Origin of the sequence: Qipengyuania gaetbuli (assembly GCF_020524765.1) — a bacterium.
GTDB lineage: Bacteria > Pseudomonadota > Alphaproteobacteria > Sphingomonadales > Sphingomonadaceae > Qipengyuania > Qipengyuania gaetbuli_A.
Genome location: NZ_JAIVLR010000001.1, coordinates 315,423 through 340,849, shown reverse-complemented (window position 1 = coordinate 340,849; position 25,427 = coordinate 315,423). Strand labels below are relative to the sequence as shown.

At 64.9% G+C, this 25,427-nt stretch carries 25 protein-coding genes and 3 tRNA genes; 12 read left to right on the top strand and 16 right to left on the bottom strand.

From position 1 onward, the window contains the following. Positions 1–43: 43 nt before the first annotated feature. A complete protein-coding gene (locus LC083_RS01775) occupies positions 44–601 on the top strand; it encodes a cytochrome b (RefSeq protein ID WP_226698937.1) in 558 nt (185 codons plus the stop codon). 89 nt (positions 602–690) lie between these two features. On the opposite strand, the gene LC083_RS01770 is transcribed toward LC083_RS01775, so the two are convergent. Beyond that, positions 691–1,734 (bottom strand): RcnB family protein, encoded by a 1,044-nt coding sequence (locus LC083_RS01770; protein WP_226698936.1) that lies wholly within the window; start codon positions 1,732–1,734, stop codon positions 691–693. Between the two features lie 187 nt (positions 1,735–1,921). Between LC083_RS01770 and LC083_RS01765 the strand changes: the two genes are divergently transcribed. After that, on the top strand, positions 1,922–2,491 hold the full coding sequence (locus LC083_RS01765; RefSeq protein ID WP_226698935.1) for a pyridoxamine 5'-phosphate oxidase family protein: 570 nt from the start codon (positions 1,922–1,924) through the stop codon (positions 2,489–2,491). Here the strand turns inward: LC083_RS01765 and LC083_RS01760 are convergent. Further along, complete coding sequence (locus LC083_RS01760; RefSeq protein WP_226698934.1) at positions 2,481–4,289, bottom strand: diguanylate cyclase; 1,809 nt, start codon at positions 4,287–4,289, stop codon at positions 2,481–2,483. The two genes, LC083_RS01765 and LC083_RS01760, sit on opposite strands and share 11 nt — an antisense overlap. Positions 4,290–4,338: 49 nt before the next feature. After that, entirely contained in the window at positions 4,339–6,012 is a 1,674-nt protein-coding gene (gene ettA / locus LC083_RS01755) for an energy-dependent translational throttle protein EttA (protein ID WP_160607545.1), read from the bottom strand. Positions 6,013–6,137: 125 nt separating this feature from the next. Here ettA and LC083_RS01750 point away from each other — a divergent pair, with 125 nt between their 5' ends. The 4 genes from LC083_RS01750 (at position 6,138) to LC083_RS01735 (ending at position 11,016) form a co-directional block, all read left to right on the top strand. Further along, positions 6,138–7,313 (top strand): glycosyltransferase, encoded by a 1,176-nt coding sequence (locus LC083_RS01750; RefSeq protein ID WP_226698933.1) that lies wholly within the window; start codon positions 6,138–6,140, stop codon positions 7,311–7,313. Next, a complete protein-coding gene (locus tag LC083_RS01745; protein WP_226698932.1) occupies positions 7,310–8,308 on the top strand; it encodes a UDP-glucuronic acid decarboxylase family protein in 999 nt (332 codons plus the stop codon). The genes LC083_RS01750 and LC083_RS01745 overlap by 4 nt, the downstream gene beginning before the upstream one ends. Positions 8,309–8,346: 38 nt before the next feature. Further along, entirely contained in the window at positions 8,347–9,702 is a 1,356-nt protein-coding gene (locus LC083_RS01740; RefSeq protein WP_226698931.1) for a M20/M25/M40 family metallo-hydrolase, read from the top strand. Positions 9,703–9,807: 105 nt separating this feature from the next. Next, complete coding sequence (locus LC083_RS01735) at positions 9,808–11,016, top strand: GGDEF domain-containing protein (RefSeq protein WP_226698930.1); 1,209 nt, start codon at positions 9,808–9,810, stop codon at positions 11,014–11,016. Here the strand turns inward: LC083_RS01735 and LC083_RS01730 are convergent. From LC083_RS01730 to LC083_RS01710, 5 genes are all read right to left on the bottom strand, one after another. Next, entirely contained in the window at positions 11,013–12,293 is a 1,281-nt protein-coding gene (locus LC083_RS01730; protein ID WP_226698929.1) for an MATE family efflux transporter, read from the bottom strand. The two genes, LC083_RS01735 and LC083_RS01730, sit on opposite strands and share 4 nt — an antisense overlap. A 94-nt stretch (positions 12,294–12,387) precedes the next feature. After that, positions 12,388–12,464: transfer RNA gene (locus LC083_RS01725), tRNA-Pro, on the bottom strand. A 34-nt stretch (positions 12,465–12,498) separates the two neighbouring features. Then, positions 12,499–12,575: transfer RNA gene (locus LC083_RS01720), tRNA-Ile, on the bottom strand. Between the two features lie 60 nt (positions 12,576–12,635). Continuing rightward, on the bottom strand, positions 12,636–13,637 hold the full coding sequence (locus tag LC083_RS01715; protein ID WP_226698928.1) for a polysaccharide deacetylase family protein: 1,002 nt from the start codon (positions 13,635–13,637) through the stop codon (positions 12,636–12,638). Between the two features lie 55 nt (positions 13,638–13,692). Next, positions 13,693–15,459 (bottom strand): sensor histidine kinase, encoded by a 1,767-nt coding sequence (locus LC083_RS01710; RefSeq protein WP_226698927.1) that lies wholly within the window; start codon positions 15,457–15,459, stop codon positions 13,693–13,695. Between the two features lie 221 nt (positions 15,460–15,680). Here LC083_RS01710 and LC083_RS01705 point away from each other — a divergent pair, with 221 nt between their 5' ends. Further along, the gene (locus tag LC083_RS01705; RefSeq protein ID WP_160607537.1) at positions 15,681–16,145 is read left to right on the top strand and encodes an Lrp/AsnC family transcriptional regulator; all 465 of its coding nucleotides are present in this window, start codon (positions 15,681–15,683) and stop codon (positions 16,143–16,145) included. After that, the gene (locus LC083_RS01700; protein WP_226698926.1) at positions 16,142–16,561 is read left to right on the top strand and encodes a GFA family protein; all 420 of its coding nucleotides are present in this window, start codon (positions 16,142–16,144) and stop codon (positions 16,559–16,561) included. Before LC083_RS01705 ends, LC083_RS01700 begins: the two co-directional genes overlap by 4 nt. Here LC083_RS01700 and LC083_RS01695 read toward each other — a convergent pair whose 3' ends face one another. The 5 genes from LC083_RS01695 to LC083_RS01675 form a co-directional block, all read right to left on the bottom strand. Further along, positions 16,562–16,954, bottom strand: coding sequence for a hypothetical protein (locus LC083_RS01695; RefSeq protein ID WP_226698925.1), 393 nt, complete (start codon positions 16,952–16,954; stop codon positions 16,562–16,564). Further along, positions 16,930–18,279 carry an acetyl-CoA carboxylase biotin carboxylase subunit gene (gene accC, locus LC083_RS01690; RefSeq protein ID WP_226698924.1) on the bottom strand — a complete coding sequence of 450 codons (1,350 nt, stop codon included), beginning with the start codon at positions 18,277–18,279 and terminating at the stop codon, positions 16,930–16,932. The genes LC083_RS01695 and accC overlap by 25 nt, the downstream gene beginning before the upstream one ends. Before the next feature lie 8 nt (positions 18,280–18,287). After that, positions 18,288–18,776, bottom strand: coding sequence for an acetyl-CoA carboxylase biotin carboxyl carrier protein (gene accB, locus LC083_RS01685; RefSeq protein ID WP_222554118.1), 489 nt, complete (start codon positions 18,774–18,776; stop codon positions 18,288–18,290). Positions 18,777–18,851: 75 nt separating this feature from the next. Beyond that, positions 18,852–19,286, bottom strand: a complete 435-nt coding sequence (locus LC083_RS01680) for a type II 3-dehydroquinate dehydratase (protein WP_226698923.1) — start codon at positions 19,284–19,286, stop codon at positions 18,852–18,854. Positions 19,287–19,384: 98 nt separating this feature from the next. Then, a complete protein-coding gene (locus LC083_RS01675) occupies positions 19,385–19,798 on the bottom strand; it encodes a holin family protein (protein ID WP_226698922.1) in 414 nt (137 codons plus the stop codon). A 148-nt stretch (positions 19,799–19,946) separates the two neighbouring features. On the opposite strand from LC083_RS01675, the gene LC083_RS01670 reads away from it, so the two are divergent. Next, positions 19,947–20,360: a hypothetical protein gene (locus LC083_RS01670; protein WP_226698921.1), complete on the top strand. Its 414-nt coding sequence runs from the start codon at positions 19,947–19,949 to the stop codon at positions 20,358–20,360. Positions 20,361–20,419: 59 nt separating this feature from the next. Here the strand turns inward: LC083_RS01670 and LC083_RS01665 are convergent. Further along, a tRNA-Pro gene (locus tag LC083_RS01665) sits at positions 20,420–20,496 on the bottom strand. 199 nt (positions 20,497–20,695) lie between these two features. Between LC083_RS01665 and yajC the strand changes: the two genes are divergently transcribed. Genes yajC through secF form a run of 3 tightly spaced genes read left to right on the top strand, consistent with a single transcriptional unit; the run spans position 20,696 to position 23,629 of the window. Beyond that, positions 20,696–21,022 (top strand): preprotein translocase subunit YajC, encoded by a 327-nt coding sequence (gene yajC, locus LC083_RS01660; protein WP_224830780.1) that lies wholly within the window; start codon positions 20,696–20,698, stop codon positions 21,020–21,022. Positions 21,023–21,047: 25 nt separating this feature from the next. After that, on the top strand, positions 21,048–22,640 hold the full coding sequence (gene secD, locus LC083_RS01655; RefSeq protein WP_226698920.1) for a protein translocase subunit SecD: 1,593 nt from the start codon (positions 21,048–21,050) through the stop codon (positions 22,638–22,640). A gap of 11 nt (positions 22,641–22,651) precedes the next feature. Further along, complete coding sequence (gene secF / locus LC083_RS01650) at positions 22,652–23,629, top strand: protein translocase subunit SecF (RefSeq protein WP_226698919.1); 978 nt, start codon at positions 22,652–22,654, stop codon at positions 23,627–23,629. Here secF and LC083_RS01645 read toward each other — a convergent pair. Then, the gene (locus LC083_RS01645; RefSeq protein ID WP_226698918.1) at positions 23,626–24,822 is read right to left on the bottom strand and encodes a glycosyltransferase; all 1,197 of its coding nucleotides are present in this window, start codon (positions 24,820–24,822) and stop codon (positions 23,626–23,628) included. The genes secF and LC083_RS01645 overlap by 4 nt on opposite strands. After that, positions 24,819–25,391 (bottom strand): helix-turn-helix transcriptional regulator, encoded by a 573-nt coding sequence (locus LC083_RS01640; RefSeq protein WP_226698917.1) that lies wholly within the window; start codon positions 25,389–25,391, stop codon positions 24,819–24,821. Before LC083_RS01640 ends, LC083_RS01645 begins: the two co-directional genes overlap by 4 nt. Positions 25,392–25,427: the final 36 nt, after the last annotated feature.

Sequence of the window (25,427 nt, the reverse complement as noted above, 5' to 3'; positions counted from 1 at the left end):
ACGCAAACGTCTAGTTTCTCCGCAAACTTCGGGGAGAGAGGCAATGGATACCACCACCAGCGGCCGCCGCTATTCGGTCGGCGCGATAATATTTCACTGGGTTATCGCGGTCGCGGTGATCGTGAACTGGCGCATCGTCGAGGCAGCAGAGCATTTGGGCGATGCGGAGAAGGCACCGCTGATGGCCAATCACAAGGCGCTGGGCATCACCATCCTGCTGCTGACGATCGGCCGCCTGCTGTGGCGCTGGACCCATCCGGTCCCTCCGCTGCCGAGCAATCTGGCAAACTGGGAGCGGGTGCTGGCGCGTACGGTCCACGTGATCTTCTACGTCCTGCTCATCGGCCTGCCGATCGGCGGCTGGCTGGCCGGGTCCTTCTTCGGTCTGGGCGTCGATGTTTTCGGCATCTTCTCGCTGCCGGCGCTTCCGGTGGGCGAAAACCCCGATGCGGGCAAGGCCATCATCGGCTTCCACAAGACCGGCGGCGAAGTCTTCATCTACCTCATCGCGCTGCATATCCTTGGGGCGCTGAAGCACACCTTCTTCGACAAGAACGGCGGCATCTTCCGCATGCTGCCCTTCGGCAAGGTGCCGGGCTGAGGCCAAGAAAAACCCCCGCCGATCGCTCGGCGGGGGTATCTTGCCCGAAGGACCACTCTTCACCCTTCGGGCAGGAGCCCGAAAAGGGCTTACCAGAAGAAGTCGTAAATTACGTCGACCACTTCGCCGCTGTAGATATCGACCAGCAGCACGTCGTCGTAATAGCGGACCCAGCGATAGGGGCCGTAGACTTCCGGCAAGCGGTAACGCCAGGGATCGTTGATCCAGTAGCGGCTGCCGAAGAACAGGTCCCCGAGATAGAAACCGATGTTCAGCCGGCGATAGCTGTATCCGCGATAGGGCGCGTAGTAGCGGCCAAGGCGGAAAATGCTGTGGTTGTGATTGCGATAGCGGTACCAGTCGTAGCGCGTGTTCGAGCGCCAGTGACGGTGGTCCCACCGGTCGTAATCGTGCCAGCGGCGTCCGTCGTAATAGCGTGCACGGCGGTCGTTGCGGTCGTGGCGGCGAGCGTCGCGGTAACCGTCACGATAGGCATCGCGGCGGATCTCGCGGTTCTCGCGGTAATCGCCCCGGCGCTCGTCACGGCGGCCGTCGCGATAGGCTTCGCGGCGGGCGTCCTCGACCCGTTCACGGCGGATGATGCGCGCGGCATCGCGGTTGCCGTCCCAGCGTTCTGCCCGGCGGTCGTCACGGCGATCCTCGCGGCGTTCGCTGCGACGATCATCCCGGCTTTCCGAGCGGTTCCAGTCGCGACCCTGGCGTTCCTGGGCCACTTCCGCGCGGCGCTCCGACTGGTTCCAGTCACGACCGCGACGCTCCTCGCCACGCGCCTGCGCGGTAGCAACGGTCTGGCGACGGTCGATCTGGCGCTCTCGCATGTTCTCGATCGGGGCACGGCGCTCGATACGCGGTCCGGGTTCCACGCGACGTTCCTGGCGCACCTCGCGGCGCTCCTCGCGCTGCTGCGGACGGGCTTCGCGGCGTTCCTGACGAACTTCGCGGCGTTCGCTGCGCTCACCGCGGCGTTCCTGGCGGCGCTCGCCACGCTCGCGGTCGGGGCGTTCCTGCGCGGTGGCTTCGGCAGCCGACGCCTGGGCGGGCAGGACCGTGGTCGCCATCGCAATCGCGAGGGCACCCAGGGCACTGCCTTTCATCAGCTTGGTCACAGTCATTGAGCTATCCTTTTTCGCTCGTGAGACCGCTCCACCACCCGCGGCTCCTACTTCGATGTAACACGATGTAGCAGAACGTCCTGTCTTGTAACTGAACCGGCCTGCCGGCCTCCCGTTCATGTTTCAAAGCTTCAACCTGAATATCGACGTCTTGACACCAAGCCGCCTCTGGTGCGTTTGCAATCCCATGTACGACACGCTCGACAAGGTCCGCGCCGATATCGCCGATCGCCTCGCCATGGCCGCATCGGGCCGCAAGTCGGCGATGCACACGCCGGTCGTGATAACCCCCGATGCCGACGCACGGATCATGGTGCTGCGGGAATTCGACACCGACAGTTCCACCTTGCGGTTCCACACCGATATCCGCTCGCCGAAGGTGGAGGTGATCGGCGCGGGAGCCGACATGGCAGTGCTGTTCTACGATCCCGATGCGAAGGTGCAGTTGCGCTGCCGGGGCCGGGGACGGATCGAAACGGATACGCCGCTGGCCGATGCGGCCTGGGCCTCGAGCACGAATTTCGCTCGTAGGTGCTACCTCGGCGCTGCGCCGGGCGAGGAAAGCGATGGTCCGTCGAGCGGGCTGCCCGACTGGGCGCAGGGCGAACAGCCGACCGATGAGCAGTTGGTGCCAGCGCGGGCCAATTTCGCCGTGTTGCTGATAACGCAGTCGGAAGTGGACTGGTACTGGCTGTCTCACGAAGGCCATCGCCGCGCGCTGATCGGCGACAAGGGCGACCGCTGGCTTACACCCTGACCAGATTGCCTTCGAACACGACCGAGCGGTTGCGCCCGCCGCGCTTGGCGAAATAGAGCGCCTTGTCGGCGGCGTTGAGGAGGTCGGTTTCGCTAGCCCCTTCGCCCAGTTCGGCGATCCCGATGCTGAGCGTCAGTTCGCTCAGCCCCTCGACCGGCCAGGCATAGGCGCACAGGAAATCGCGCAGTGCGGTGCAGCGCGCATCCAGTTCGCTGGCGCCGAGGCCGCGGGTCACGATGAGGAACTCCTCGCCGCCGAAGCGCCCGACCATTCCCGCATCGGCGAACCGGTCCATAAAGATCGAGGCAAGCTGCTGCAGCGTGCGGTCGCCCGCTTCGTGGCCGAAACGATCGTTGATCGACTTGAAGTGGTCGACGTCGACCATGGCGATGGCCACCTTCTCGGAACGCGCACGCCCGTCGAGCACGGTGCGTTCGAGGTCGGACAGGATCTTGCGGCGGTTGGCGATGCCCGTGAGGTGGTCGGTTTCGGCCAGCAGGCGGGTTTCCTGTGCCTCGCGTTCGGCATGGGCGCGGGCGTTCGCCAGTTCGCGCATGGTGTTCGCGCGGTCGGTGATGTCCATCATCGTGCCGAAAATGGCGATCTTCTGCGGGTCGTCGGCCCATTCGACCTCGCCGCGGCATTCCGTATCGAACATCTCGCCCTGCGGTCCCGGAATGCGCGCCTCGAACACGAAGGGCACGCCTGTGGCCAGCGATTGCAGCAGCACGTGCGCCACGCGCTTGCGGTCGTCGTCGTGGAAGAGGTCGGCGATGTCGGCGACCGTATGCGGACGCGCGTCCTCGCCCAGCATGCGACGCGCTTCCGAGGAGAGATAGACCGCGCCGTCCGACGGGGCGTAGCGCCAGTGGCCGACTTTGGCTGCCTTTTCGGCGGAAGTGAGGAAGCGGTTGCTGGTCGACAGCTTGACGAGGTCGCGCTGGCGCTGCGCCAGCATCAGGGCGACCGGCATGGCGCTGACGAGCAGGCCGAGGAAATAGACCTGCAGGAACAGGACCTGCTGGCCCTGCAGCGGGAAATAGCCGCTGACCGGTCCGGTATCGTAGACCGTCAGCACCGATCCGATGACCGCCACCACCAGCAGGGCAAGCGCCGCGCCGCTGAGGCCGAGTGCGGCCGTGGCGATGGAGATCGCCAGAACGGGAAGGAAAAGCAGCGGGACCTGGGCCTGCCCGAAGGCGGCGAGCGATGCGACCGCCACCAGCATCAGCGCCCAGACCGTCCGCACGCTGACCAGTCGTTTGCGCCCCTCGTCGCTCTGGACGAGGAAGAGGATGAACGGCGCCACGATCAGCATGCCGAGGCCGACAGTCGTCGCCCAAGAGGTCAGGAAGTCGAGATCGAACTTGGCCGACAGCACGCCGGCGACGCCTGCGCTGAGCATGGCGACGAACATGGCAGAGGCGGCAAAGCGGATCAGGTTCATCGGCCGCGCCAGCAGCTTGCCGCGGCTCTTTTCGCCGCCCATCAGGTAGAAGACCAGCCAGCCTTCGGCGAGGTTTGCGACCGTGTAGCCGAAGCAGGCGAGCGGCGAGAGGCCGCCGACATAGTTCGCCACCAGGCTCGCAATGCCGACGCCAACGGTCGTCGCGAGGCGTCCGGACCGTCCTAGGTGGAGAAGCGAGGCGACGAAAATGCCGCTAGACGGCCAGACGGCAGCGATCCCGTCCTCGCCCTGCGTCAGCTCCAGCGCGATATAGGCGCAGACAAGCCAGGCCAGGCTGTAGACCAGCGGCCAGACATATCTCTCGCTATGGCTTGCAGTCCTCCGGCTCAAGATTTCCCCCCTTGAAAGTCCTCCTGGCCGGTCGACTGTGACGCCAGCCTTAACGCGTCAGTTTCTTGTAGGCGAGACGCGTCGGACGGTCGGCCGCATCGCCGAGGCGGCGGCGCTTGTCTTCTTCGTAAGCCTCGAAGTTGCCTTCGAACCATTCGACGTGGCTGTTGCCCTCGAAAGCGAGGATGTGCGTGGCCAGGCGGTCGAGGAAGAAGCGGTCGTGCGAGATGACCACGGCGCAGCCGGCGAAATTCTCGATCGCGTCTTCCAGCGCGGCGAGCGTTTCGACGTCGAGGTCGTTGGTCGGTTCGTCCAGCAGGAGGACGTTGCCGCCCGCCTTGAGCATCTTCGCCATGTGGACGCGGTTGCGTTCACCGCCCGACAGCTTGCCGACGTTCTTCTGCTGGTCCGGGCCCTTGAAGTTGAAGGCGCCGACATAGGCGCGCGTCGACATGTCCTGCCCGTTGACTTTCATGTAATCGAGCCCGTCGGAGATTTCCTCCCAGACGTTGTTCTGCGGGTTCAGGTGGTCGCGGCTCTGGTCGACATAGCCGAGACGCACGGTCGAACCGATCTCGATCGTGCCGCTGTCGGGTTCTTCCTTGCCGGTCAGGATCTTGAACAGCGTGGACTTGCCCGCGCCATTGGGGCCGATCACGCCGACGATGCCGCCCGGGGGCAGGGTGAAGCTGAGATCTTCGAACAGCAGCTTGTCGCCATAGGCCTTGGAAATGCCCTTGGCCTCGATGACCTTGCCGCCGAGACGCTCGGGGACCTGGATGACGATCTGGGCCTTGCCGACGGCACGGTTGTCCTGGCTGTTCTGCAGCTCCTCGAACTTGCGGATACGCGCCTTGGACTTGGTCTGGCGGGCGGCGGGCGTCTGCCGGATCCATTCGAGTTCGCGCTGCAGGGCCTTCTGCTTGCCGCTTTCCTCGCGGCTTTCCTGCTCGAGACGCTTGGCCTTCTTCTCGAGGTAGGTCGAGTAGTTGCCTTCGTACGGGTAGTAGCTGCCGCGGTCGAGTTCGAGGATCCATTCCACCACATTGTCGAGGAAGTAGCGGTCGTGGGTGATCATCAGCACCGCACCGGCGTATTCCTTGAGGTGATTTTCCAGCCACTGGACGGATTCTGCGTCGAGGTGGTTGGTCGGTTCGTCCAGCAGCAGGATCGACGGCTTCTGGATCAGCAGGCGGGTGAGCGCCACACGGCGCTTCTCACCGCCCGACAGGTCCTTCACCGGCCAGTCGCCCGGCGGGCAGCGCAGCGCTTCCATCGCGACTTCGAGCTGGTTGTCGAGCGTCCAGCCGTCGACCGCGTCGATCTTGTCCTGCAGTTCGCCCATTTCCGCGCCGAGCGCGTCGAAATCGGCGTCGGGCTCGCACATCAGCGCGCTGACTTCGTTGAAGCGCGCGACGAGATCGGCCGTTTCCTTCGCGCCTTCACGCACGTTTTCAAGGACGGTCTTGGTCGGGTCGAGCTCGGGCTCCTGCTCGAGATAGCCGACGGTGATGTTCTCGCCCGGCCATGCCTCGCCCGTGAAATCCTTGTCGATGCCAGCCATGATCTTGATCAGCGTCGACTTGCCCGCGCCGTTGGGACCCACGATGCCGATCTTGGCGCCCTGGTAAAACTGCAGGTTGATGTTGTTCAGCACCGGCTTGTTTGCACCGGGGAAGGTCTTGGTCATGTCCTTCATGACAAAGGCGTATTGGGCGGCCATCGGGCGTGTCCTTCGAGCGATTCTGTTCGGGAATGGAAAGGTTGCGCGCCAGATAGTCGTAGCTGTGGCCTGGGGCAAGCCGGAGGGTGGCATTACGGCCTCCCTTGGCCTAGCGGTTGGCGGCAATGGACGAAGGGTCAGCCAACACGGGCAAGCTGCCGCAGGTCGCGATCCTGTTTTCGCAGTTTGCCGCCTATCACGTCGACCGGGTCGAGGCGGCGGCACGCCGGCTGGCTGGGCGGGCCGAGGTGCTGGCGGTCGAATATGCCACCACCAGCGCGACCTATGCGTGGGAGCCGGCCGAGGGCATCGAGCAAGCGCGCCACGTCACGCTGTTTCCCGGCAAGTCCTATGACGAGGTCGGCCACCTTGCCCGCTACCGTGTGGCGATGAAGGCGGTGCGCGATGCGGAGATGGTCTGCATCGGCGTGCCCTATTCGGAACGCGACATCATCGCTCTTTCGTGGAGACTGGCCGCTGCGGGCAAGCGCGTGGTCATGATGACCGAAAGCAAATTCGACGACTTTCCCCGCACCTTGCCGCGCGAACAGGCCAAAGCGCGGCTGCTGTCCTCCTATCGCGCGGCGATCGTGGGCGGCCTGAGGCAGCGCGAATATTTGCGCTTCCTCGGTTTCGGCGACAAGCCGATCCTCCCGGGTTACGACAGCGTGGGCCTCGACCGCATCCGCGCGCAAGGCGCGGGCGAAGCGGTGCGCTGGGAAGAAAGGGACTTCCTGTTCGTCGGGCGCTTCGTGGAGAAGAAGAACCTGCCGGTCCTGCTCGCGGGATACGCCCGATATCGCGAACTTGCCGGGCCCGATGCACGCCGCCTTGTCCTCGCCGGCGACGGTGAACTGGCCACCGCTTTGAAGGAACAGGCGGGCGAGGGCGTCGAGTTTACCGGTTTCCTGCGGGCCGAAGAGGTGTCGGTGCGGCTCGCCCGCGCACTGGCCCTGTGCCTTGTCAGCACCGAGGAACAATGGGGTCTGGTTGTCAACGAGGCCGCGGCCTTCGGCGTGCCGGCAATCGTTTCCACTGCCGTCGGCTCGCGCGATGCGCTGGTGCGCAGCGGGGTCACCGGCCATGTGGTCGAACCGCAATCGGCGGAAGGGATCGCCCATGCCATGCTGGCGCTGTCGAAGGACGAAGCGGACTGGCAGAGATACTCGCAGGCCACTACCGCGCGGGCCCACATGGGTGATACAGAGCGCTTCGCCGATGCGGTAGAGGCGCTGTTCGACCCCGACAGCAAGGGCGCTGAGCGGGCAGTTCATTTCTGGGAGGACATGGCCGGTACATGAGCGGCTCCGACAAACCGAGCGCCCTGTCGCGCTATTCGCTGACCAAGCGCGTCATGGTGACGGGCGGGGCGGGATTTCTCGGCTCGCACCTCGTCGACCGGCTGCTTGCCGAAGGGCACGAGGTGCTGTGTGTCGACAATTTCTTCACCGGTGCCCGCGCCAATGTCGCGCACCTGTTCGACCATCCGCGTTTCGAGCTGGTTCGGCACGACATCACCATGCCGCTGTCGGTAGAGGTGGACGAGATCTACAATTTCGCCTGCCCTGCATCGCCGATCCACTACCAGTTCGACCCCGTCCAGACGACCAAGACCAGCGTCATCGGCGCGATCAACATGCTCGGCCTTGCCAAGCGGCTGCGCGTGCCGATCCTGCAGGCATCGACCAGCGAGGTGTACGGCGATCCCGACGTGCATCCCCAGCCGGAGACCTACTGGGGCAACGTCAATCCGATCGGCCCGCGGTCCTGCTATGACGAGGGCAAGCGCTGCGCGGAAACGCTGTTCTTCGACTATCGCCGCCAGCACGACCTGCCGATCAAGGTGGTGCGCATCTTCAACACCTATGGCCCGCGCATGCATCCCAATGACGGGCGCGTGGTGTCTAACTTCATCCTGCAGGCGCTGCGGGGCGAGGACATCACCATCTTCGGCGACGGGGAGCAGACGCGCAGCTTCTGCTATGTCGACGACCTGGTCGACGGCTGCGTGCGCATGATGGCGACAGATGCCGATACGACCGGTCCGGTGAACCTTGGCAACGAGGCCGAGTTTTCGATGCTGGAACTGGCGCAGACCGTGCTCGACATCGTCGGCGGCCGCTCGAAGCTGGTCCACAAGCCGCTGCCGCAGGACGACCCGCGCCGCCGCCGTCCGGACACGACGCTTGCCCGTGAAATGCTCGGCTGGGAGGCAACCACGCGGTTGCGCGAAGGGCTCGAAAAGACCGTGCGCTATTTCGACCAGAGCGGTTTCGCGGCGCGCGCGCCCGATTGACGCTTGGCAGGACGGCTGCGGCTGCTAGCAAGCGCGCCATGAAAAAACAGATCGTTGCGCTTGCCGCGCTCGCCTTCGCCGTACCGGCCCTAGCCAATACCGCCGACGAGGCCCTGACCGGCGATACCATCGCGTGGGATTTCGTGGAGGGTATCACCACCGAAGTCGGTCCGCGCATGCCGGGCACCGAGCAAGAGGCGCGTGGCCGCATCTGGGCGATGGCCTGGCTGAAGCGCAACGGCTTTGCCAATGTGGCGGACGAACCCTTCGAGATGGAAACCTGGGTGCGCGGGCAGGAACTTGCCTGGGTCACTGCGCCCTTCGCCCAGCCGATGGCGATCACGGCCCTCTCGACCACCAGTTCGACCGGCCCCGAGGGGATCGAGGCGGAGGTGGTCTATTTCCCCAGCTTCGCCGATCTGCGCGACGCGGAAGCAGGCAGCCTTGCAGGCAAGATCGCCTTCGTGAGCCACGACATGCGCCCTGCACAGGACGGTTCGGGCTACGGCTTTGCCGGACCCGCGCGCTGGACCGCGCCTTCGCTGGCCGCGAGCAAGGGCGCGATTGCAACCGTCATCCGATCGGTCGGAACCGACAATCACCGTGTGCCGCACACCGGAACAACCACTTTTTCCGAAGGGGTTGAGCCGATCCCGGCAGGGGCGCTGTCCAACCCCGATGCCGACAATCTGGAGCGCATGTTCGCGCGCGGCCAAACGGTGCGCATGAAGCTGCTGCTGACGCCGCGCGATCTCGGCACGACCACGAGCGGCAACGTCGTGGGCGAGATCACCGGGCGTGATCCCTCGCTCCCGCCGGTGCTGCTTGCCTGCCATCTCGACAGCTGGGACCTCGGCACGGGCGCGATCGACGACGGGGCGGGCTGCGGCATTATCGCTGCGGCAGCAAAGCATGTCGCGGCGCAGGGCAGGCCCCTGCGCACTATCCGCCTGCTGTTCGCAGGAGCCGAGGAGACGGGCCTGTGGGGCAGCGATGCCTATGCCAAGGCCCATGCTGACGAGCCGGTCTATGTCGGTCTCGAAAGCGATTTCGGCGCCGACCGAATCTGGAAATTCGACACCAATTTCACTGCCAGCGACCCGGCGATCTTCGGCCAGATCGCGCGCGCCGTCGCGCGGTTCGGCGTCGCGCCGTCGCGCGGCGTGGCGAGCGGCGGGGCCGACCTCAACTTGGTTCGCGAGCAGGGCGGGGCACTGATTGACCTGCGGCAGGACGGCACCCGCTATTTCGACCTGCACCACACGGCCGACGACACGCTCGACAAGATCGACCCCGTGCAGCTGCGCCAGAATGTCGCTGTCTGGACCGAGGTTGTGGGAATCCTCGCCAATCGGGAAGGCCCGATATTGCGCGGTGCTGCCCCCGCTAACTAAGGGCGCTACCCGGTAAAGGGCGAAAATCACTCGATAATCGCGCTTTTCCTAAACAACAAATTAACCCTCGCGGGTTAGTTCGGGGCTTTCGGGGGGAAACCACGCATGCGCGAACAGATAATCGGACTGATTACTCCGCTTTCGGCGGTAATCTTCTGCGTGCTGTTCCTCGTGATCTGGAAGCGCGGGAAGATGGACAATTACGTCCTCGCTTTCGCCGCAACCTATTTCTTCTTCACCGTCGGATTCACGGTGACGCACCTGCTCGACACCGCGTCGAGCTACGTGTTCCACCTCACGCAGTTCTTCTATTCGCTCAGCGTCGCATCGGCAATCTGGGGCCTGACGCGCCGTGTCGGCCAGCCGCCCTATCTCGGCGCGCTGTTGCTTGTTTACGGACTGTCGGCTGTGACGCTTGCCGTGGCCGTGGCGGTCTCGGCGGACATTTCGTCGCGCCTGATCATCGTGAACACCGGATACGGCGTGATGTATGTCATCGGCCTGATGTCGCTGCTCAATGCGCACCGGCGCGAGGTAATCGACCGCTTCGTGATTTTCATGCACGTGCTGCTGGCCGCGCAATTCCTGATCCGCCCGGTCATCACGCTGATGTTCGAAGGCAGCATCATCGCCAGCGAATACCGCGAATCGATCTATTATTCGGTCGTGAACCTCTCGCTCTCGATCATCTCGCTCTCGAGCGCGCTGGTCCTGTTGGGCGCCTGCATCTACGACCAGATGGTCGCCGTTCGCGAGAAGGCCGAACTCGACATGCTGACCGGCCTCCGGACGCGCCGCGCCTTCGAACAGGACGTGATTGCCTGGCTGGAAAAGGCTAAGCAGGAAGCCGTGCCCGTCTCGCTCGTCGTCGCCGACATCGACCACTTCAAGGCGGTCAACGACGTCTACGGCCACCAGACCGGCGACAATGCGATTGCCGAATTCGGCGAGGTCATCCGCTCCACCATTCGCGACACCGACATTGCCGGTCGCATCGGGGGCGAGGAATTCTGCGTTCTCGCATGGAATTGTGACGGCGCGGCAGCCATGGCCATGGCCGAGCGCGTACGCCGCCGCTTCGGTGACCGCGCCATCGAAGGCATGCCCGAAGATCACCGCCTCACGGCAAGCTTCGGCGTTGCCGGGCGTGACGAGGGCGAAGGTTACGGCAGGCTCTTCGCGCGCTGCGACGCGGCGCTCTATGCCGCCAAGCAGGGCGGGCGGAATCGCATCGTCCACGACGGCAAGATGGACAAGAACAACGTCGTCACCGAGTGGCGCGGCGAGGACGAACTGCGCGCCGCCCGCGCCTAGGCGGACGGTCTCGCACCGAACTCCCGGTCCAGCAGGCGCGGCATCAGCAGTAGCTGGAAACCGGCCCGCGCCACAAGGAACACGGTGAACGACAGCCACAGCCCATGCGCGCCGAGCGGCCAGCTGAGCCATAGTGTTGCGGCGTAGACAGCAGACGCCAGACCCATCGAAACGAGCAGCGCCCGCGTCCAGCTGGCGCCTACGAACACTCCATCGAGGACGAAGCTGGCGACGCCTGCAAAGGGGATGACGATCAGCCACGGGGCCAGCACCAGCGCAGTGGCTTCCACGTCCGCCGTCGCCGCAAAACTCGCCAGCACCGGGGCCGAGAACAAGGCGAAGGCAAGCGCGACAACCGCCGCGGCACCCATTCCGCGCAGCAGTATCGCCCGCGCATAGGCGACAAAGCCCCTCCGGTCGCTTGCGCCTGCCCGCTCGCCGTTGAGGACCTGCGCCGCGTTCTCGAACCCGTCGAGGAGCAGGGCAGTAAAGATGAACATCTGGTAGAGGATGCCGTTCGCTGCGAGCAGCACCGCACCGCGCTCTGCCGAAAGGCGCGTCAGCGCGGCAAGCGATACGGTCAGCACCAGCGTGCGCAGGAACAGGTCCCGATTGACCGACAGGAAGGGTCGCAGGGACCGCCACTCCAGCGTCGAGCGTTCCCTGAGCGCGGCTGCCACCTGCCGCAGCAATTCGCCGCGGGCGAGGAACAGCGCAAGCGCGGCCAGCTTGCCGTATTCGGCAATCAGGCTCGACCAGCCGATGCCGGCAATGCCCCAGTCCAGCGCGAAGACGAACCACAGGCCAAGCAGGATATTGGCAAGGTTGTAGGCCACTTCGAACAACAGCACGGCGGTCATCTGCCGCCGGCCGACCATGAAGCCGATGAGCGCGAGATTGGCCATGACGGCCGGCGCGGACCAGTAGCGGATTTCGGCATAGACCCGCGCGGCGTCCAGCACAGCGCCCCCGGCGCCCAGCGCCTCCAGCGAAAGCGGCAGCAGCACTGGCTTTGCCAACAGCAACATGGCCGCAATGGCAAGTCCCACGACCAGTCCGCGCACCAGCACAGAGACTTGCGCATCCATGCCGGACCGCGTCCCGGCCTGTGCGACGAGGCCGGTGGTGCCGGTCTTGAGGAAGTTCATGACCGTGAAGAGCACGGCGAAGAGACGTGCCCCCACGTCCACCGCACCCTGGGTCGGCGCATCGCCCAGCTGGCCCACGATCCACATGTCGCCGATCCCGATCAGCGCGGTCGCGACATTGGTCACCATGGCGGGCAGGGCAATCGCCCAGATTGCGCGCCGGTCGGGGACTGCGGGAGAGGTGGAGGCGGTCAGTCTGTCCTCCTTCCCTCAGTTTGCCGTGTGGTCGGGGAGACAGGATTCGAACCTGCGACCCTCTGTTCCCAAAACAGATGCGCTACCAGGCTGCGCTACTCCCCGACACGGGCAAACACGACCGGATGGACGGACTGGCTGGTGGGCCCGGCAGGACTCGAACCCGCGACCTAGCCGTTATGAGCGGCCAGCTCTAACCAACTGAGCTACAGGCCCACGCCATCCGCCGATCTGGCGAATGCCGCGACTAGCCGCGCCTTCGCTTATACGCAAGCGTCAGACCTCCACCGATTGGACGATTTCCCGCACCGTTGTGGGCCGCACGCCGCGCATGGCAAAATAGGCATAGACCCCGCGCAACCAGTCGTAGAGATCGTCCAGGTCGTCTTCGGTGCGGACATAGGGCGTGTGCCCGGGCACGAGCGAGGGGCTGTGGAAGCTGATGACCAGCAATTCCAGCCCATCGTCCAGCGCCATGTCGATGCAGCGCAGCGCCTCTTCTTTGCTGGTGCCTTCCGGCGTCAGCGGAATGCGTTCGAACAGGCCCAGCCGATTGAGAACGCCGCCCAGTTTCGGGAAACTGCGCAGCAGTGGCTGGACGAGCGCGCCCTGCCGACGAAGCATGCCCCAGAAGCTGGTCGTGAGCGGCAGTTCGACCAGCCGCCGCTCCTCGTCGGACCAATAGGGATGGTCGGGGTGGCGGCGGAAATCCGGCCCGCCTTGTGCGGAATAATCGTGATGCGGCCGCACTGAACTGTCGATGGCGATGCCGCGGTCCTTCAGCATGCGCGCAGTCGCAGGCCCCACTCCGTACCTTCCTGCTCGATAGATTTGCGGCAAGATGCCGAAGCTGTCCTCGATCGCGTCGACCAGCCGGTTGAATTTGTCGCGCTCCAGATCCGGCGGGAGGTTTCCGGCGAAGCTGTTGTGTACGCTGGTTTCCTCGATGAGCGGCGGATTGACCCACGGGTGGAGCTGCACGCCGATCTCGGCCTTGCCCTGCTGCACCAGCGGGACGAGGATATCGCGGGCCCGCTGCGAGGTGGCGACCGGCCAGTCCACGAGGTAGACCGGCACCACGCCCATGCCTTCACAGAATTCCTGAAATTTGGCGATGCGCAGCACGTGGCCGATGCCGTGTCCTTCGGAAGAAAAGGGCTTGGACCAGTCGAATTCCTCTTCGGTGTCGACCGTCAGGAGGACGCGCTGGCCGAAACCCGGCGCAAATCGCACCTTGAGCGAGGCTGGCGGCGGATCGAGCAGGCTGCGGTCGGCCAAGCGAAACTTCCCCTCAAGCGTTGCATCGCGAGCCCCGGGAGTTTTTGCCCCCTTTTCAGCCGGCTGCACTGTCCGGCTGGTTTTCAGGGCTAGGCAGGCTGCTGGCGGCGGTCAAGAGCGGCAGGCTCAGCACCAGCGCATCGTCCACCCTTGCCAGTTCCCCGCCGGCCGCGCGCGCCTCTGCCCGCGCGAGCCTGAGCGAGAAGCCTGCTCCGAAAATGCCCGCACTCAGCGCGCCGGTCTGCGCGCGGGTATCGACCGAGAATATGTCTGCCGCCTTGCGTAGGGCAGCGGGCAGGGTGAGCGCGAACTCGACCTGCTCGAGCCCCGTCTGCATCTTGAGCGATACCGTCTCCCCGGCGGCCAATGTGCCCGCGAGTGTGGCGAGAAGGCGCCAGGCGAGCCGTTCCGCCTCGCCCTGCGACAGGCCGATGGGCGCGCGCCCTTCGCCAAGGTCGGCGTCGAAGCGCGCAACGCGCGGGCTGAGCACCGGCTGCAGCTGCGCCACCTGCTTGCGGGCGATCGCGGCGAAATCGGCATCGCCCTTTTCGAGGTCGAGATCGCCTGTTTCCAGCTTGGCCAGCCGGTCGAGCTCGTCGAAGCCGGCAAGGATGTGCGCGGCATCCCCGGCGATGGTCGCGGCGATGGCGCGATATTCATGGGGAACGGGGCCGATCATCTGCTGCTGGATGATCTCGGCATAGCCCTGCATGGCGTTGACCGGCGTGCGCAGTTCGTGGAGCAGCTGGCGCAGGCGGTCCGCCTCGGCCTCGCGGCGGTCCTCGATACCGGAAACCGCCCGCCGGAAACGTCCGACATAGCCGTAGAAACGGCCCTCGGAGCGGGTGAAGCGCGGCGTTGCGTCCACCACCCAATCGCCTTCCAGCCTGACCGCGCCGCGAATGTTGACGGCCAGCGATGCCATGGGCTGGCGCATGCGGAGGATGCGCGCTGCCTCTTCGCTATCCAAGGCCATGGAAGCCATGTCCATGCCGGTCACCATCGGAGCGATACCCGGTTCGGCCCAATCGATGCGGCCTTCCGTGTCGCAGCCGAACAGGAACTGGTCGATGGGCCTTGCCGCGACCTGATCGTCGTCTTCGCCCAGCGGCAGGCGCGGGTCGTCGCTGTCGCCTGAGCGTTCCGAACGGGTGCGCTGGAATGCCTCGATCCGGTCGACCAGGGCGCGAATACCTTCCGAACCGCCCATGGCCGGTTGCGGTTTTGGTTGCGAGACGGGTTCGGGTTCCGGCTCCGGTACCAGTCGCTCGGGAGAGAGCGAAAGGGGTTCCGGCTCTTCGGGCAGGATTTCGGGTTCGCTTAGCTCCGGCACGCCCTCGATATCCGGCGTTGCGAATTCTTCGACCAGGTCGAACGGTTCGGGCAGCGGCAGCGCGCGGTCGGACACGCCTAGTGCGTCGAGAGCGCGGACCGCCTCGTCGGGCAGGTCCCGGCGATGTCGGAGGAAACCGCGGGCCCGGATAGGCAATTGCGGGATGAGCTGCTCCCACTCCTCTCCCGTCAGGCGGGCGCGATAGAGCGCGGCAGCCGCGATATGGGGATGCGCCTCGCCGAACCACTTCACCAGTTCCGGATTGCGGAAACGCCAGCCGCTTTCACCGACGATGGAGGCGCGGTCCTTGACCGGGATCATCTCCCCCAGCGCGATCAGCCGCAGGTAAGCGGCAGCCTTCAGCGCCTTGTCGCCGGCCTGCGGACGCTCTCCCAGCAGGTCCAGCAGCTGGCGGAACTGCGTACGCGCCGCACGCTCGCCCGCCGCGCGATTGCGCAGGACTGTGGCAAGGCGGTCGTCAAAATGCATTGCAGCTCCGGTACAGGGAAGGTTTGCGGGCCGGTAACCATGGCGCGCCTACCCCTTCTACCGCTCCAACAAACGTGATGAACGAGATGTTTCCGCCACGTTGCAAAGCGGGACGATTGCTGGCAAAGATAATAATGTTAGCCAATCCGATGGTTGCGCCTTTTCAACATTTCTTAAGTGCGCATCGTCTTTCTGGCGTGGCGTTGTATCGAGGATAATTCATGGCGAATCTCGACGAAATCGATCGTCGTCTGCTTTCCGAACTGCAGGACGAGGGCAGAATCACCAATGTGGAACTGGCGCACCGCGTCGGCCTGACCGCCCCGCCGTGCCTGCGGCGCGTGCGCGCGCTGGAGGAAGAAGGCGTGATTCGCGGATACCACGCGGAACTCGATCCTTCGAAGCTGGGCTTCTCGATCACCGTTTTCGCCATGGTCAGCCTGAAGAGCCAGGCGGAAGACGCGCTGCGCGAATTCGAGAGCGCGATGAAGGACCTGCCCGAAGTGCGCGAGGTCCACATGCTCAATGGCGAGATCGATTTCATCATCAAGATCGTCAGTCGCGACCTGCAGAGCTTCCAGGAATTCCTGACCAGCAAGCTCACGCCTGCGCCCAATGTGGCGAGCGTGAAGACATCGCTGACGATCCGCACCAGCAAGAACGAACCGGGCGTCCCGCTGGGATGATCGAGGGGCGCTGCCTCTGCTCGGCCGTCCGGATCGAACTGGACGAGCCTGCGGGGCAGGTCGAAATCTGCCAGTGTTCGATGTGCCGCCGCTGGGGCGGGGCGTTCTATAGCGCGCTCTCGGGAAGCGGTTTCACAATCCACGGCGAGGACCAGATCGCGGTCTACCAGTCCAGCGCCTGGGCCGAGCGCGCGTTCTGCAAGACTTGCGGGTCGAACCTGTGGTTCAAGTTCCTGCCCACAGGAAACCGCAGTTTTTCTGCAGGACTGTTCGACGATGCCAGTGGCGCGGAGATCGAGAAGGAGATCTTCGTCGACGAGGCGGCAAGCTGGACTTGCGTGTCAGGAGAACATCCGCGCATGACCGGCGAGGAGATCATCGCCGAAGCCAAGGCGGCGGGGTTCACCTTCGACTAGCTAGGCCAGGCGCATCAGCTTCCTGAGGTCGCGCCGCACCATCGCATTCGTGAGGCGCCCGACAACCCACTGGCTGGGGGTCAGGCGCTTGCGGGACAGGAACTCCCGTTCCATGATTTCCGCGACCTCGTCCTCGTCCCACAGCGCCCATTCGCCGGCCATGGACAGCAGGTTGCTGCCGAAGACAGGGGCCACCTCGCGGCGCAGGATGTCTTCCAGTTCGCCGGACGAATAGCCGGTCTCACGCAGGTCGCGCGCGAGACAGAGCCGGATTTCGTCCGAATGCTCGGTGTCGAGGAACAGGTTCGCCAGCACTGTCCAGGCCGCAAGGCGGCGCGGCTCTATCTGCCGCGACGCTTCGCCGCTGTTCAGCCCTCGCGCTCCTTGAGCCATTCCTCGAGCCACTTGATTGAGTAATCGCCGCTCTTCACGTCGTCCTGCAGCAGCAATTCCTGGTGGAGCGGGATGTTGGTCTTCACGCCTTCGACGACCATCTCTTCAAGCGCACGCTTGAGGCGCATCATGCAGCCCTGGCGCGTGCGACCGTAGACGATCAGCTTGGCGATCATGCTGTCGTAATAGGGCGGGATCCGGTAGCCGGCGTAAAGGCCGCTATCGACGCGCACGTGCATGCCGCCGGCCGCGTGATAATAGCTCACCTGGCCGGGGCTGGGCGCGAAGGTCCAGGGATCCTCGGCATTGATGCGGCACTCGATGGCGTGGCCGTGGAATTCGATCTCGTCCTGCTTGACCGAGAGCGGGTGACCCGCCGCGATGCGGATCTGTTCGCGCACGAGGTCGACGCCGGTGATCGCTTCGGTGACAGGGTGCTCGACCTGCAGGCGAGTGTTCATCTCGATGAAGTAGAACTCGCCGTTCTCCCACAGGAACTCGATCGTGCCTGCGCCGCGATAGCCCATGTCCCGCATGGCCGAGGAGCAGATTTCGCCCATCCGCATGCGCTCTTCGTGGCTGATCACGGGCGAGGGCGCTTCTTCGAGAACCTTCTGGTGGCGGCGCTGGAGCGAACAGTCGCGTTCGCCGAGGTGGATGGCATTGCCTTCACCGTCGCCGAAGACCTGGAATTCGATGTGGCGCGGATTGCCGAGATATTTCTCAATGTAGACCGTGGCGTCGCCGAAGGCGGCCTTCGCCTCGCTGCCGGCCTGCTGCATCAGCGTCTCGAGCTGGTCTTCGCTTTCGCAGACTTTCATGCCGCGGCCGCCGCCGCCGCTGGCCGCCTTGATGATGACCGGATAGCCGATCTCGGCCGCGATCGCGCGCGCTTCCTCGATCTCCGAGACCGCACCGTCTGAGCCGGGCACGAGCGGCAGGCCGAGCTTGCCGGCGGTGCGCTTGGCTTCGACCTTGTCGCCCATCGTGCGGATGTGTTCGGGCTTGGGGCCGATCCACTTTATGTCGTGCGCTTCGACGATCTCGGCGAACTTGGCGTTTTCCGAAAGGAAGCCATAGCCCGGGTGGATCGCATCGGCGTGGCTCACCTCTGCTGCAGAGATGATGTTGGCGATGTTGAGATAGCTGTCGGTGGCGGCAGGCGGGCCGATGCACACGGCATGGTCTGCAAGGCGCACATGCATGGCATCGGCGTCGGCGGTGGAGTGCACCGCGACCGTCTCGATGCCCATTTCATGCGCCGCGCGGTGGATGCGCAGCGCGATTTCGCCGCGATTGGCGATGAGGATACGCGAAATCGTCATGGCCTGCCTCAGCCGATGACGATCAGCGGCTGGTCGAATTCGACCGGCTGGGCGTTCTCGACGAGGATCGCCTTGACCGTCCCGGCCTTGTCGGCGGTGATCGGGTTCATGACCTTCATCGCTTCCACGATGACGAGGGTCTGGCCTTCCTTCACGCTGTCGCCGACCGATACGAAGTCCTTCGCGCCGGGTTCGGGAGCGAGGTATACCGTGCCGACCATGGGCGACTTGATCGCACCTTCGGCAGCGGCTGCGGGAGCCGCTTCGGGGGCGGGAGCGGCTGCTGCGGGTGCTGCTGCAGGTGCAGCGGCCATCATCGGGGCGGGTGCCGCGGCCATGGCGATGCCGCCGCCGCGCGAAACGCGAATCTTGCGGTCGCCGTCTTCGACTTCGATTTCGACGAGGCCCGTTTCACCGAGCATTTCCGCGAGTTCGCGGACCAGCGCGGTATCGACGTTCATGCCGGATTTGCCGGCGGAGGACTTGTGGTCGGACATGGGTATCCCTGAGGTTGTTTGAACGGGCCTATGCGCGTCTGTCATCAAACTGACAAGGGGTAGGGGGCAAGCTGTTTACAGCGCGGCGGCCTTGTCCAACGCTACGGCATAGCTGCGTGCGCCCAGCCCTTTCACCTCGTCGACAGCGACCATCCCCACGTAGGAAACGTGCCGGAAAGCCTCGCGCTGCGCGGGATCGGACAGGTGAACCTCTATCACCGGCACTCCGATTGCGCGGATCGCATCGAGCAGCGCAATCGAGGTGTGGGTGTAGGCGCCGGCATTGAGCAATACCGCCTTCGCGCCGCTGGCCCGCGCTTCGTGCAGCCAGTCGACCAGCACGCCTTCGTGGTTGGTCTGTCGGAAATCGACCGCCAGCCCTAGGCCGCGTGCCTGTTCGACGAGGCGCGCCTCGATATCGGCCAGCGTGTCGGAGCCGTAGATTTCCGGCTCGCGCGTGCCGAGCAGGTTGAGATTGGGGCCGTTGAGGACGAAGACGGTGTCGGTCATGGGGCCTGTCCTAGCCCAGTCGGGACGCAAGGCAAAAGCCGGATTGCGTCCCGCCCGTCCCTACAGGATGGAACGGATGGAACACACCCCTGGCGAAATTACCGTTCCACCCCCTTGGCCTTCCCCCACTGGCGCGCAGCTGTGTAGCCGAGATAGCCCGTGCCGAAGAGCGCGTAGAGTTCGTCCGGCAGGCCGCGCAGGTAACGCGTGATCCCGTCGCCGATGTCGCCTGCCGCCTGCGGCGAGAAGGCGGCCAGCACGCCCATGGGGATGGCGAAGAGGATGATTGCATACATCACGTAGAGGAAGCTGGGCCGCGCGCGGCTGGTCCACGGATCGGCCGAATTGGCTTCGGCGACGATGGCGGAAAGGCGGGCTTCGATGGACTTGAGTTCATGCGTGCCTTCCAGCGCGAGCAGTTCCAGCTTCGCCTTTGTGCGGGCTTCCTTGTCGGGGATGATCTTGTCGATGATCGAGGCGATGGGGCCGATAAGCGATTCGATTAGTGCCATTTGGTTTCTCCTTCGTGAGAAAAATAACCATATCGGCACATGTAGGAAATCGGGGTGAAGGTCCTCGGGGATCGAGCCACACCCGTTCATTGAATTACAGGCATTTCTGCGGTATCGGCAGGCAAGTCGAAGGGGCCTGGAGCACCGGATGAAACGCGCATTTCCAACTCTTGTCGCCTCTGCCGCAGCGATTGCGCTGGTCGGCGGCAGCGCGCTGGCGCAGTCTTCGCAGCCGATCGCGTCCGACACGCAAGGCGCGCTCGATGCGCCCGAATACTGGGATTGCGACCGTATCCGGCCCGAATACACCGCTTATCTGGACGCCGGAAATGCGCCCGAAAACTGGCGCTACGTCGGCAAGACCTATCGCGATGTCGCCAACGACCGCACCTATACCTGGCAGGACTGGCTCGACTGGGCCGACGATGCCGGATGCGGCGCCGCGCGCCTTGCCGAACCCAAGCCCAACACCGCTGTCGGCATCCTGCTCGGATTCTTCGGGGCAGGCCTGATCGCCGCTGTAGGCGGCGGTGGCGGCGGCGGCTCGATCAGCCCGGGCTGACGCACGCGTTCGCGCGCCGAGGCAGCGCGACATTTCCATCGATTTGGAAGGGAAACCACTGGTCGGGACGACTGGATTCGAACCAGCGACCCCTACACCCCCAGTATAGTGCGCTACCAGACTGCGCCACGTCCCGATACCAGTGGAGGCGGCCCTATAGGCCCCGCTCCTGTGCATGGCAAGCGTCTAGCGCGGGCAATTCATTGCCCTGCAATCGCGATCCTGCTAGCTGCGCGCCACATCGAGGGGGAGGTGCGCCTGTCGCTGCTTGATTGCAGCGCAAGCGGACCTACCTCGCACGGATCAATTTACGAACGGACACAGGCAATTCCCGCATGATCGACCTTCTCGCCGCAGCCGGCTCCGCCGCAGCCCAGCCGCCCGTGTGGCTCCAGATCCTTCCGTGGGTGGCGATCTTCGCCGTCTTCTGGTTCCTGATGATCCGCCCGCAGATGCGCCAGCAGAAAGCGCACCAGGAAAAGATCGCCGGGCTCAAGCGCGGTGACGAAGTGGTGACCGCAGGCGGTCTCGTGGGCCGCATCACCAAGGTGGAGGACCAGTTCGTCGAAGTCGAACTCGCCAAGGGCATGAAGGTCCGCGCGGTCCGCAACACCATCGGCGAAGTGCTTTCGGGCACTGCGACCAAGCCCGCCAACGACTGACCCGGCAAAAGGCGTAATCCAAGCCATGCTCGAATTTCCAACCTGGAGGAAAGCGTTCCTGTGGGGCGTTGCCATCGTCGGCATGCTCCTGTCGCTGCCCTCCATCTTCTCGCTCGCCAATCTCGACTGGCCCGAGCAGCTTCCCGAGCCGACGATCAATCTCGGCCTCGACCTTGCCGGCGGTAGCCACATTCTGCTCGAAGCCGACCGCGCCGATGTCGCCGCGACCCGGCTCGAGGACCTGGAAGAAAGCGTCCGCAATGCCATGCGCCGCGCTGAACCGCGCATCCGTATCGGCGATGTCTCGACCGCCGACGGCCAGCTGAGCTTCCTGCTCGACGACGTCACCGAAGTGGACCGCGCGCGCGCCGCACTCGAAGCCATCATGAACGGCACCGGGCCGGTGCGCGAATGGGACCTCCAGGTCGTCGACGGCCAGCGGTTCGTCCTGACGCCGACCCAGGCGGGCCTCGACAATGCGGTCGATGCCGCGATGGAAGGCGCGCTGCGCACCGTCGGCATCCGTATCGACGGCCTCGGCACGCGCGAGCCGACCATCCTGCGCCAGGGCGACACTCGTATCGTGGTGCAAGTGCCCGGCCTGCAGGATCCCGAACAGCTGAAGGAACTGCTCGGCAAGACCGCCAAGCTCGAATTCAAGCTGGTCGAACGCCAGGCGAGCGCGGAAGAAGTCCAGCGCGGCTTCGTCGCGGGCGGCGAAGTGGTGCCGTATGCCGAAGGCGAAGGCTTCCCCAACGGCGTCGTGGTCCAGCGTATCGGCGGCATCGACGGCGAAACGCTGACGAGCGCGCAGCAGAGCTTCGACCCCCGCACCAACGAACCGGTCGTCTCGATCACCTTCAACCCCGACGGCGGTCGCCGCTTTGCGCGCATGACGACGCAGTACACCGGCCGCCAGTTTGCGATCATCCTCGACGGCGAGGTCATCTCGGCACCGCGGATGCAGGAACCGATCCAGAACGGCCAGTCGCAGATTTCCGGCAGCTTCACTGTCGAAAGCGCGAACAACCTCGCCATCCAGTTGCGTTCTGGCGCACTGCCGGTCGATCTCAGCGTGGTCGAGGAACGGACCGTCGGTCCCGACCTCGGCGCCGATTCGATCAAGCAGGGCATGATCGCCATCCTCATCGGTACGCTGCTGGTGATGGGCCTGATGATCGTGACCTATGGTCGCTTCGGCATCTATGCGACGGTGGCGCTGGTCATCAACGTGTTCATGCTGCTGGGCATCATGGCCGCGCTCAATATGACGCTGACCCTGCCCGGTATCGCCGGCTTCGTGCTGACCATCGGCGCGGCGGTCGACGCCAACGTGCTGATCAACGAACGCATCCGCGAAGAACGCAAACGCGGGCGGCGGGTCGTGGCCGCGGTGGAAAATGGCTACAAGGAAGCCAGCCGCGCGATCTACGACGCCAACGTCACGAACTTCATCGCCGGCGTGCTGCTGTTCAATTTCGGTTCGGGCCCGATCAAGGGCTTCGCGGTCGTGCTTGTGGTGGGTCTCTTCACCAGCGTGTTCACCGCCGTGCCGCTCACCCGCATGTGGGTTGCCGGCTGGCTGCGCAAGACGCGCCCCACCGACATCAATCTTTGAGGTAACGGACGATGAAACTTCTCAAGCTCGTCCCCGACGACACCAACATCAAGTTCCTCAAGTGGCGCTTCCCCTTCTTCGTGGTCAGCATCCTGCTGATCGCGGGCAGCTGGGCGATGGTCTTCACCAAGGGGCTCAACTACGGCGTGGATTTCGCCGGCGGCCTCGAAGTGCGCGCTACCTTTACCGAACGCGCCGAAGCGCCGGTCGCGGAGCTGCGGGAGGATGTCGAGAACCTCGGCTACCAGAGCCCGGTGGTCCAGCGTTTCGGCGAGGACAACCAAGTCTCGATCCGTGTCCGCCTTCCCGATGAGGTAGCGGCCGATAACGAGGCTGCGCAGGCGGCCGCGAACGAGGTCGTTGCGGAACTGCAGGGCAATTACCCCGATTTCCGGCTCGACGGGAACGACAACGTGTCGGGTAAGGTCTCGGGAGAATTTCGCGAGGACGCGATATTCGCGCTGGTCGCCGCCATGCTGGCGGTGGCGATCTACATCTGGATACGCTTCGAATGGCAATTCGGCGTAGGCGCGCTCTTCGCGCTGTTCCACGACGTGTCGCTGGCGCTGGGGATGTTCGCGCTGTTCCAGATGGAATTCAGCCTCCAGATCATCGCCGCGATCCTGGCCATCATCGGCTATTCGCTGAACGATACGATCGTCGTCTACGACCGCATCCGCGAGAATCTGAAGAAATATCGCAAGATGCCGCTACCCGAGCTGCTCGACCTGTCGGTCAACGAGACGCTGGCGCGTACCGTGATGACCTCGCTTACGCTGCTGCTGGCGCTGCTGCCGCTGCTGATCGTCGGTCCGGCGAGCCTGTTCGGCCTCACCGCGGCCATCACGCTGGGCCTGTTCGTGGGTACCTACAGCTCGGTCTACATGGCAGCGCCGCTGCTGGTGTGGATGGGCGTGACCTCGGACAGCTTCATCCCGGAAGAGACGGTCGCCGACCGGCAGGAAAAGGTCGCCCGCGGCGAAGTCTAGCCTTCCAGCAGGCGATCGTAGTGGGCGCCCAGCGCCCTCCCGTTCGCCTCCCAGCTGTATTCCTTTACGCAGGCGGCTACCTCTTCGGGTGGCCGCCTGTTTTGCAATACCAGCCGGATACCTTCGCGCACCGCCTCGGTCCGGCGGGCGACGATCACGCCGGCAACCGGCGTATCGACGACTTCGCGCGCGCCGCCTGCATCGGTGATGACGATGGGCGTGCCGCAAGCAAGGGCCTCGATCCAGGCGTTGGCAAGGCCCTCGCTGGCAGAGGGCAGGACCATCGCGTCCGCCGCCGACAGGACCAGCGGCAGGAGGTCGTGATCGAGCAAACCAAGGAAGTGCACGCGGTCCGCCACGCCTTCCGAGCGGGCAAGGGCGCGCAGGCTGGCCTCGTCCTCGCCTTTTCCGACCAGCAGAAGGCGGGCCTCCGGCAAGTCGCCCAGCGCCTTGATGACCAGCGCCTGTCCCTTGCGCTCGATCAGCGCGCCGACTGTGGCGAGCAACTGGTCGTCCTTGGATAGCGGGATGCCCAGTTCCTCCGCCAGCCGCGTGCGCAGCTGCGTATGGCCGAGGGGGCGGAACCGGTCGCGATCGAGGCCGGTGCGGTGGATCGTGATCTTCTCGCGCGGCATTCCCAGCGCGGCCATGTCGTCTGCCAGCGCGTCGGACACGGCGAGCACGCCCGCCGCCTTGTCCGCCGTTTCGCGCAGCGCTGCGAGGCCATAGCTGCGTGCTCCCCAGTAATGGATGTCCGCCCCGCGCGCCTTGACCGAAAAGGGCAGGTCCAGCTCGTCCGCGATACGCATGGCGGCCGGTCCGTCGGGGTAGAAGAACTGCGCATCGACCAGGTCGAAGGGCGCCGCCTCATGAAGCGTGCGGGCGAGCGGCATGACGGCCGAGGCAATGAGCGCAGGATTGAGCCTGCCGCCCACTTTCGGCAGCAGGCGGAAGACGGGCCGGTGGATCTCGACGCCTTTTTCCGTCCCGCTGACCGCCGCATCGCGCACGGTCTTGTAACGGCCGAACACCACGGGCGGCAGGCCGATGGGATTGATGACCACGGGCTGCCAGTCGGTTTCGCGTGCGAGCGCCTCGATCGAACGGGCGACGAAAGTTCCGAAGCGCGGGTGCGCCTCGTTCGGCCAGAGCGTCGAGAGAACGAGTACCCGGCGTTTCGGCGCGTCGCTCACAGCCGGCGGACCAGCATTTCGGCAACCCCGATCCAGGCGGGTCCATCGACGACCTGCTGCTTCTCGCCATGCCCCGGCGGAAGGATGCCGACTAGGCTACCCTGCCGGTCGATCAGCCGACCGAAGGCGAAGCGGCCTGCCTTCTTCGGCACCAGTACGTCGCGGTTGACTGCGCGGGCGGCGTCTTCTGGCGCGATCTGCCGCAGCCAGAGCTGGTCGCCGGGCCGATATTCGCCGTGAGGATAATCGATCGTCAGCACCATCAGCGTACCGCTGCCGCCGAGGTCGGTGACAAGGATCGCATCGCGCGTCGTCTCCAGCGCTTCGGGCCCGTCCCTACCGAGCGTGGCGACCACTTGCGGGTGTTCGGCATTTTCCGAGCGCACCAGGACTTCGGGCTCCACTTCCAGCGCGGCGGCGATCCGGTCCATCCACTTGAGCGACAGATTGCGCATTCCGGTTTCCAGTCGCCCGACCGTCTGCGGGGTCGTCGGCGGCACGCAGGCTTCTGCAAGGTCGGCCAGTGTCCAGCCCTTCTGCTTGCGGATATCGCGGATGCGGTTGATCACTCGGGCTCTCCCTTAACCGGAATGGTTTTTCTACTT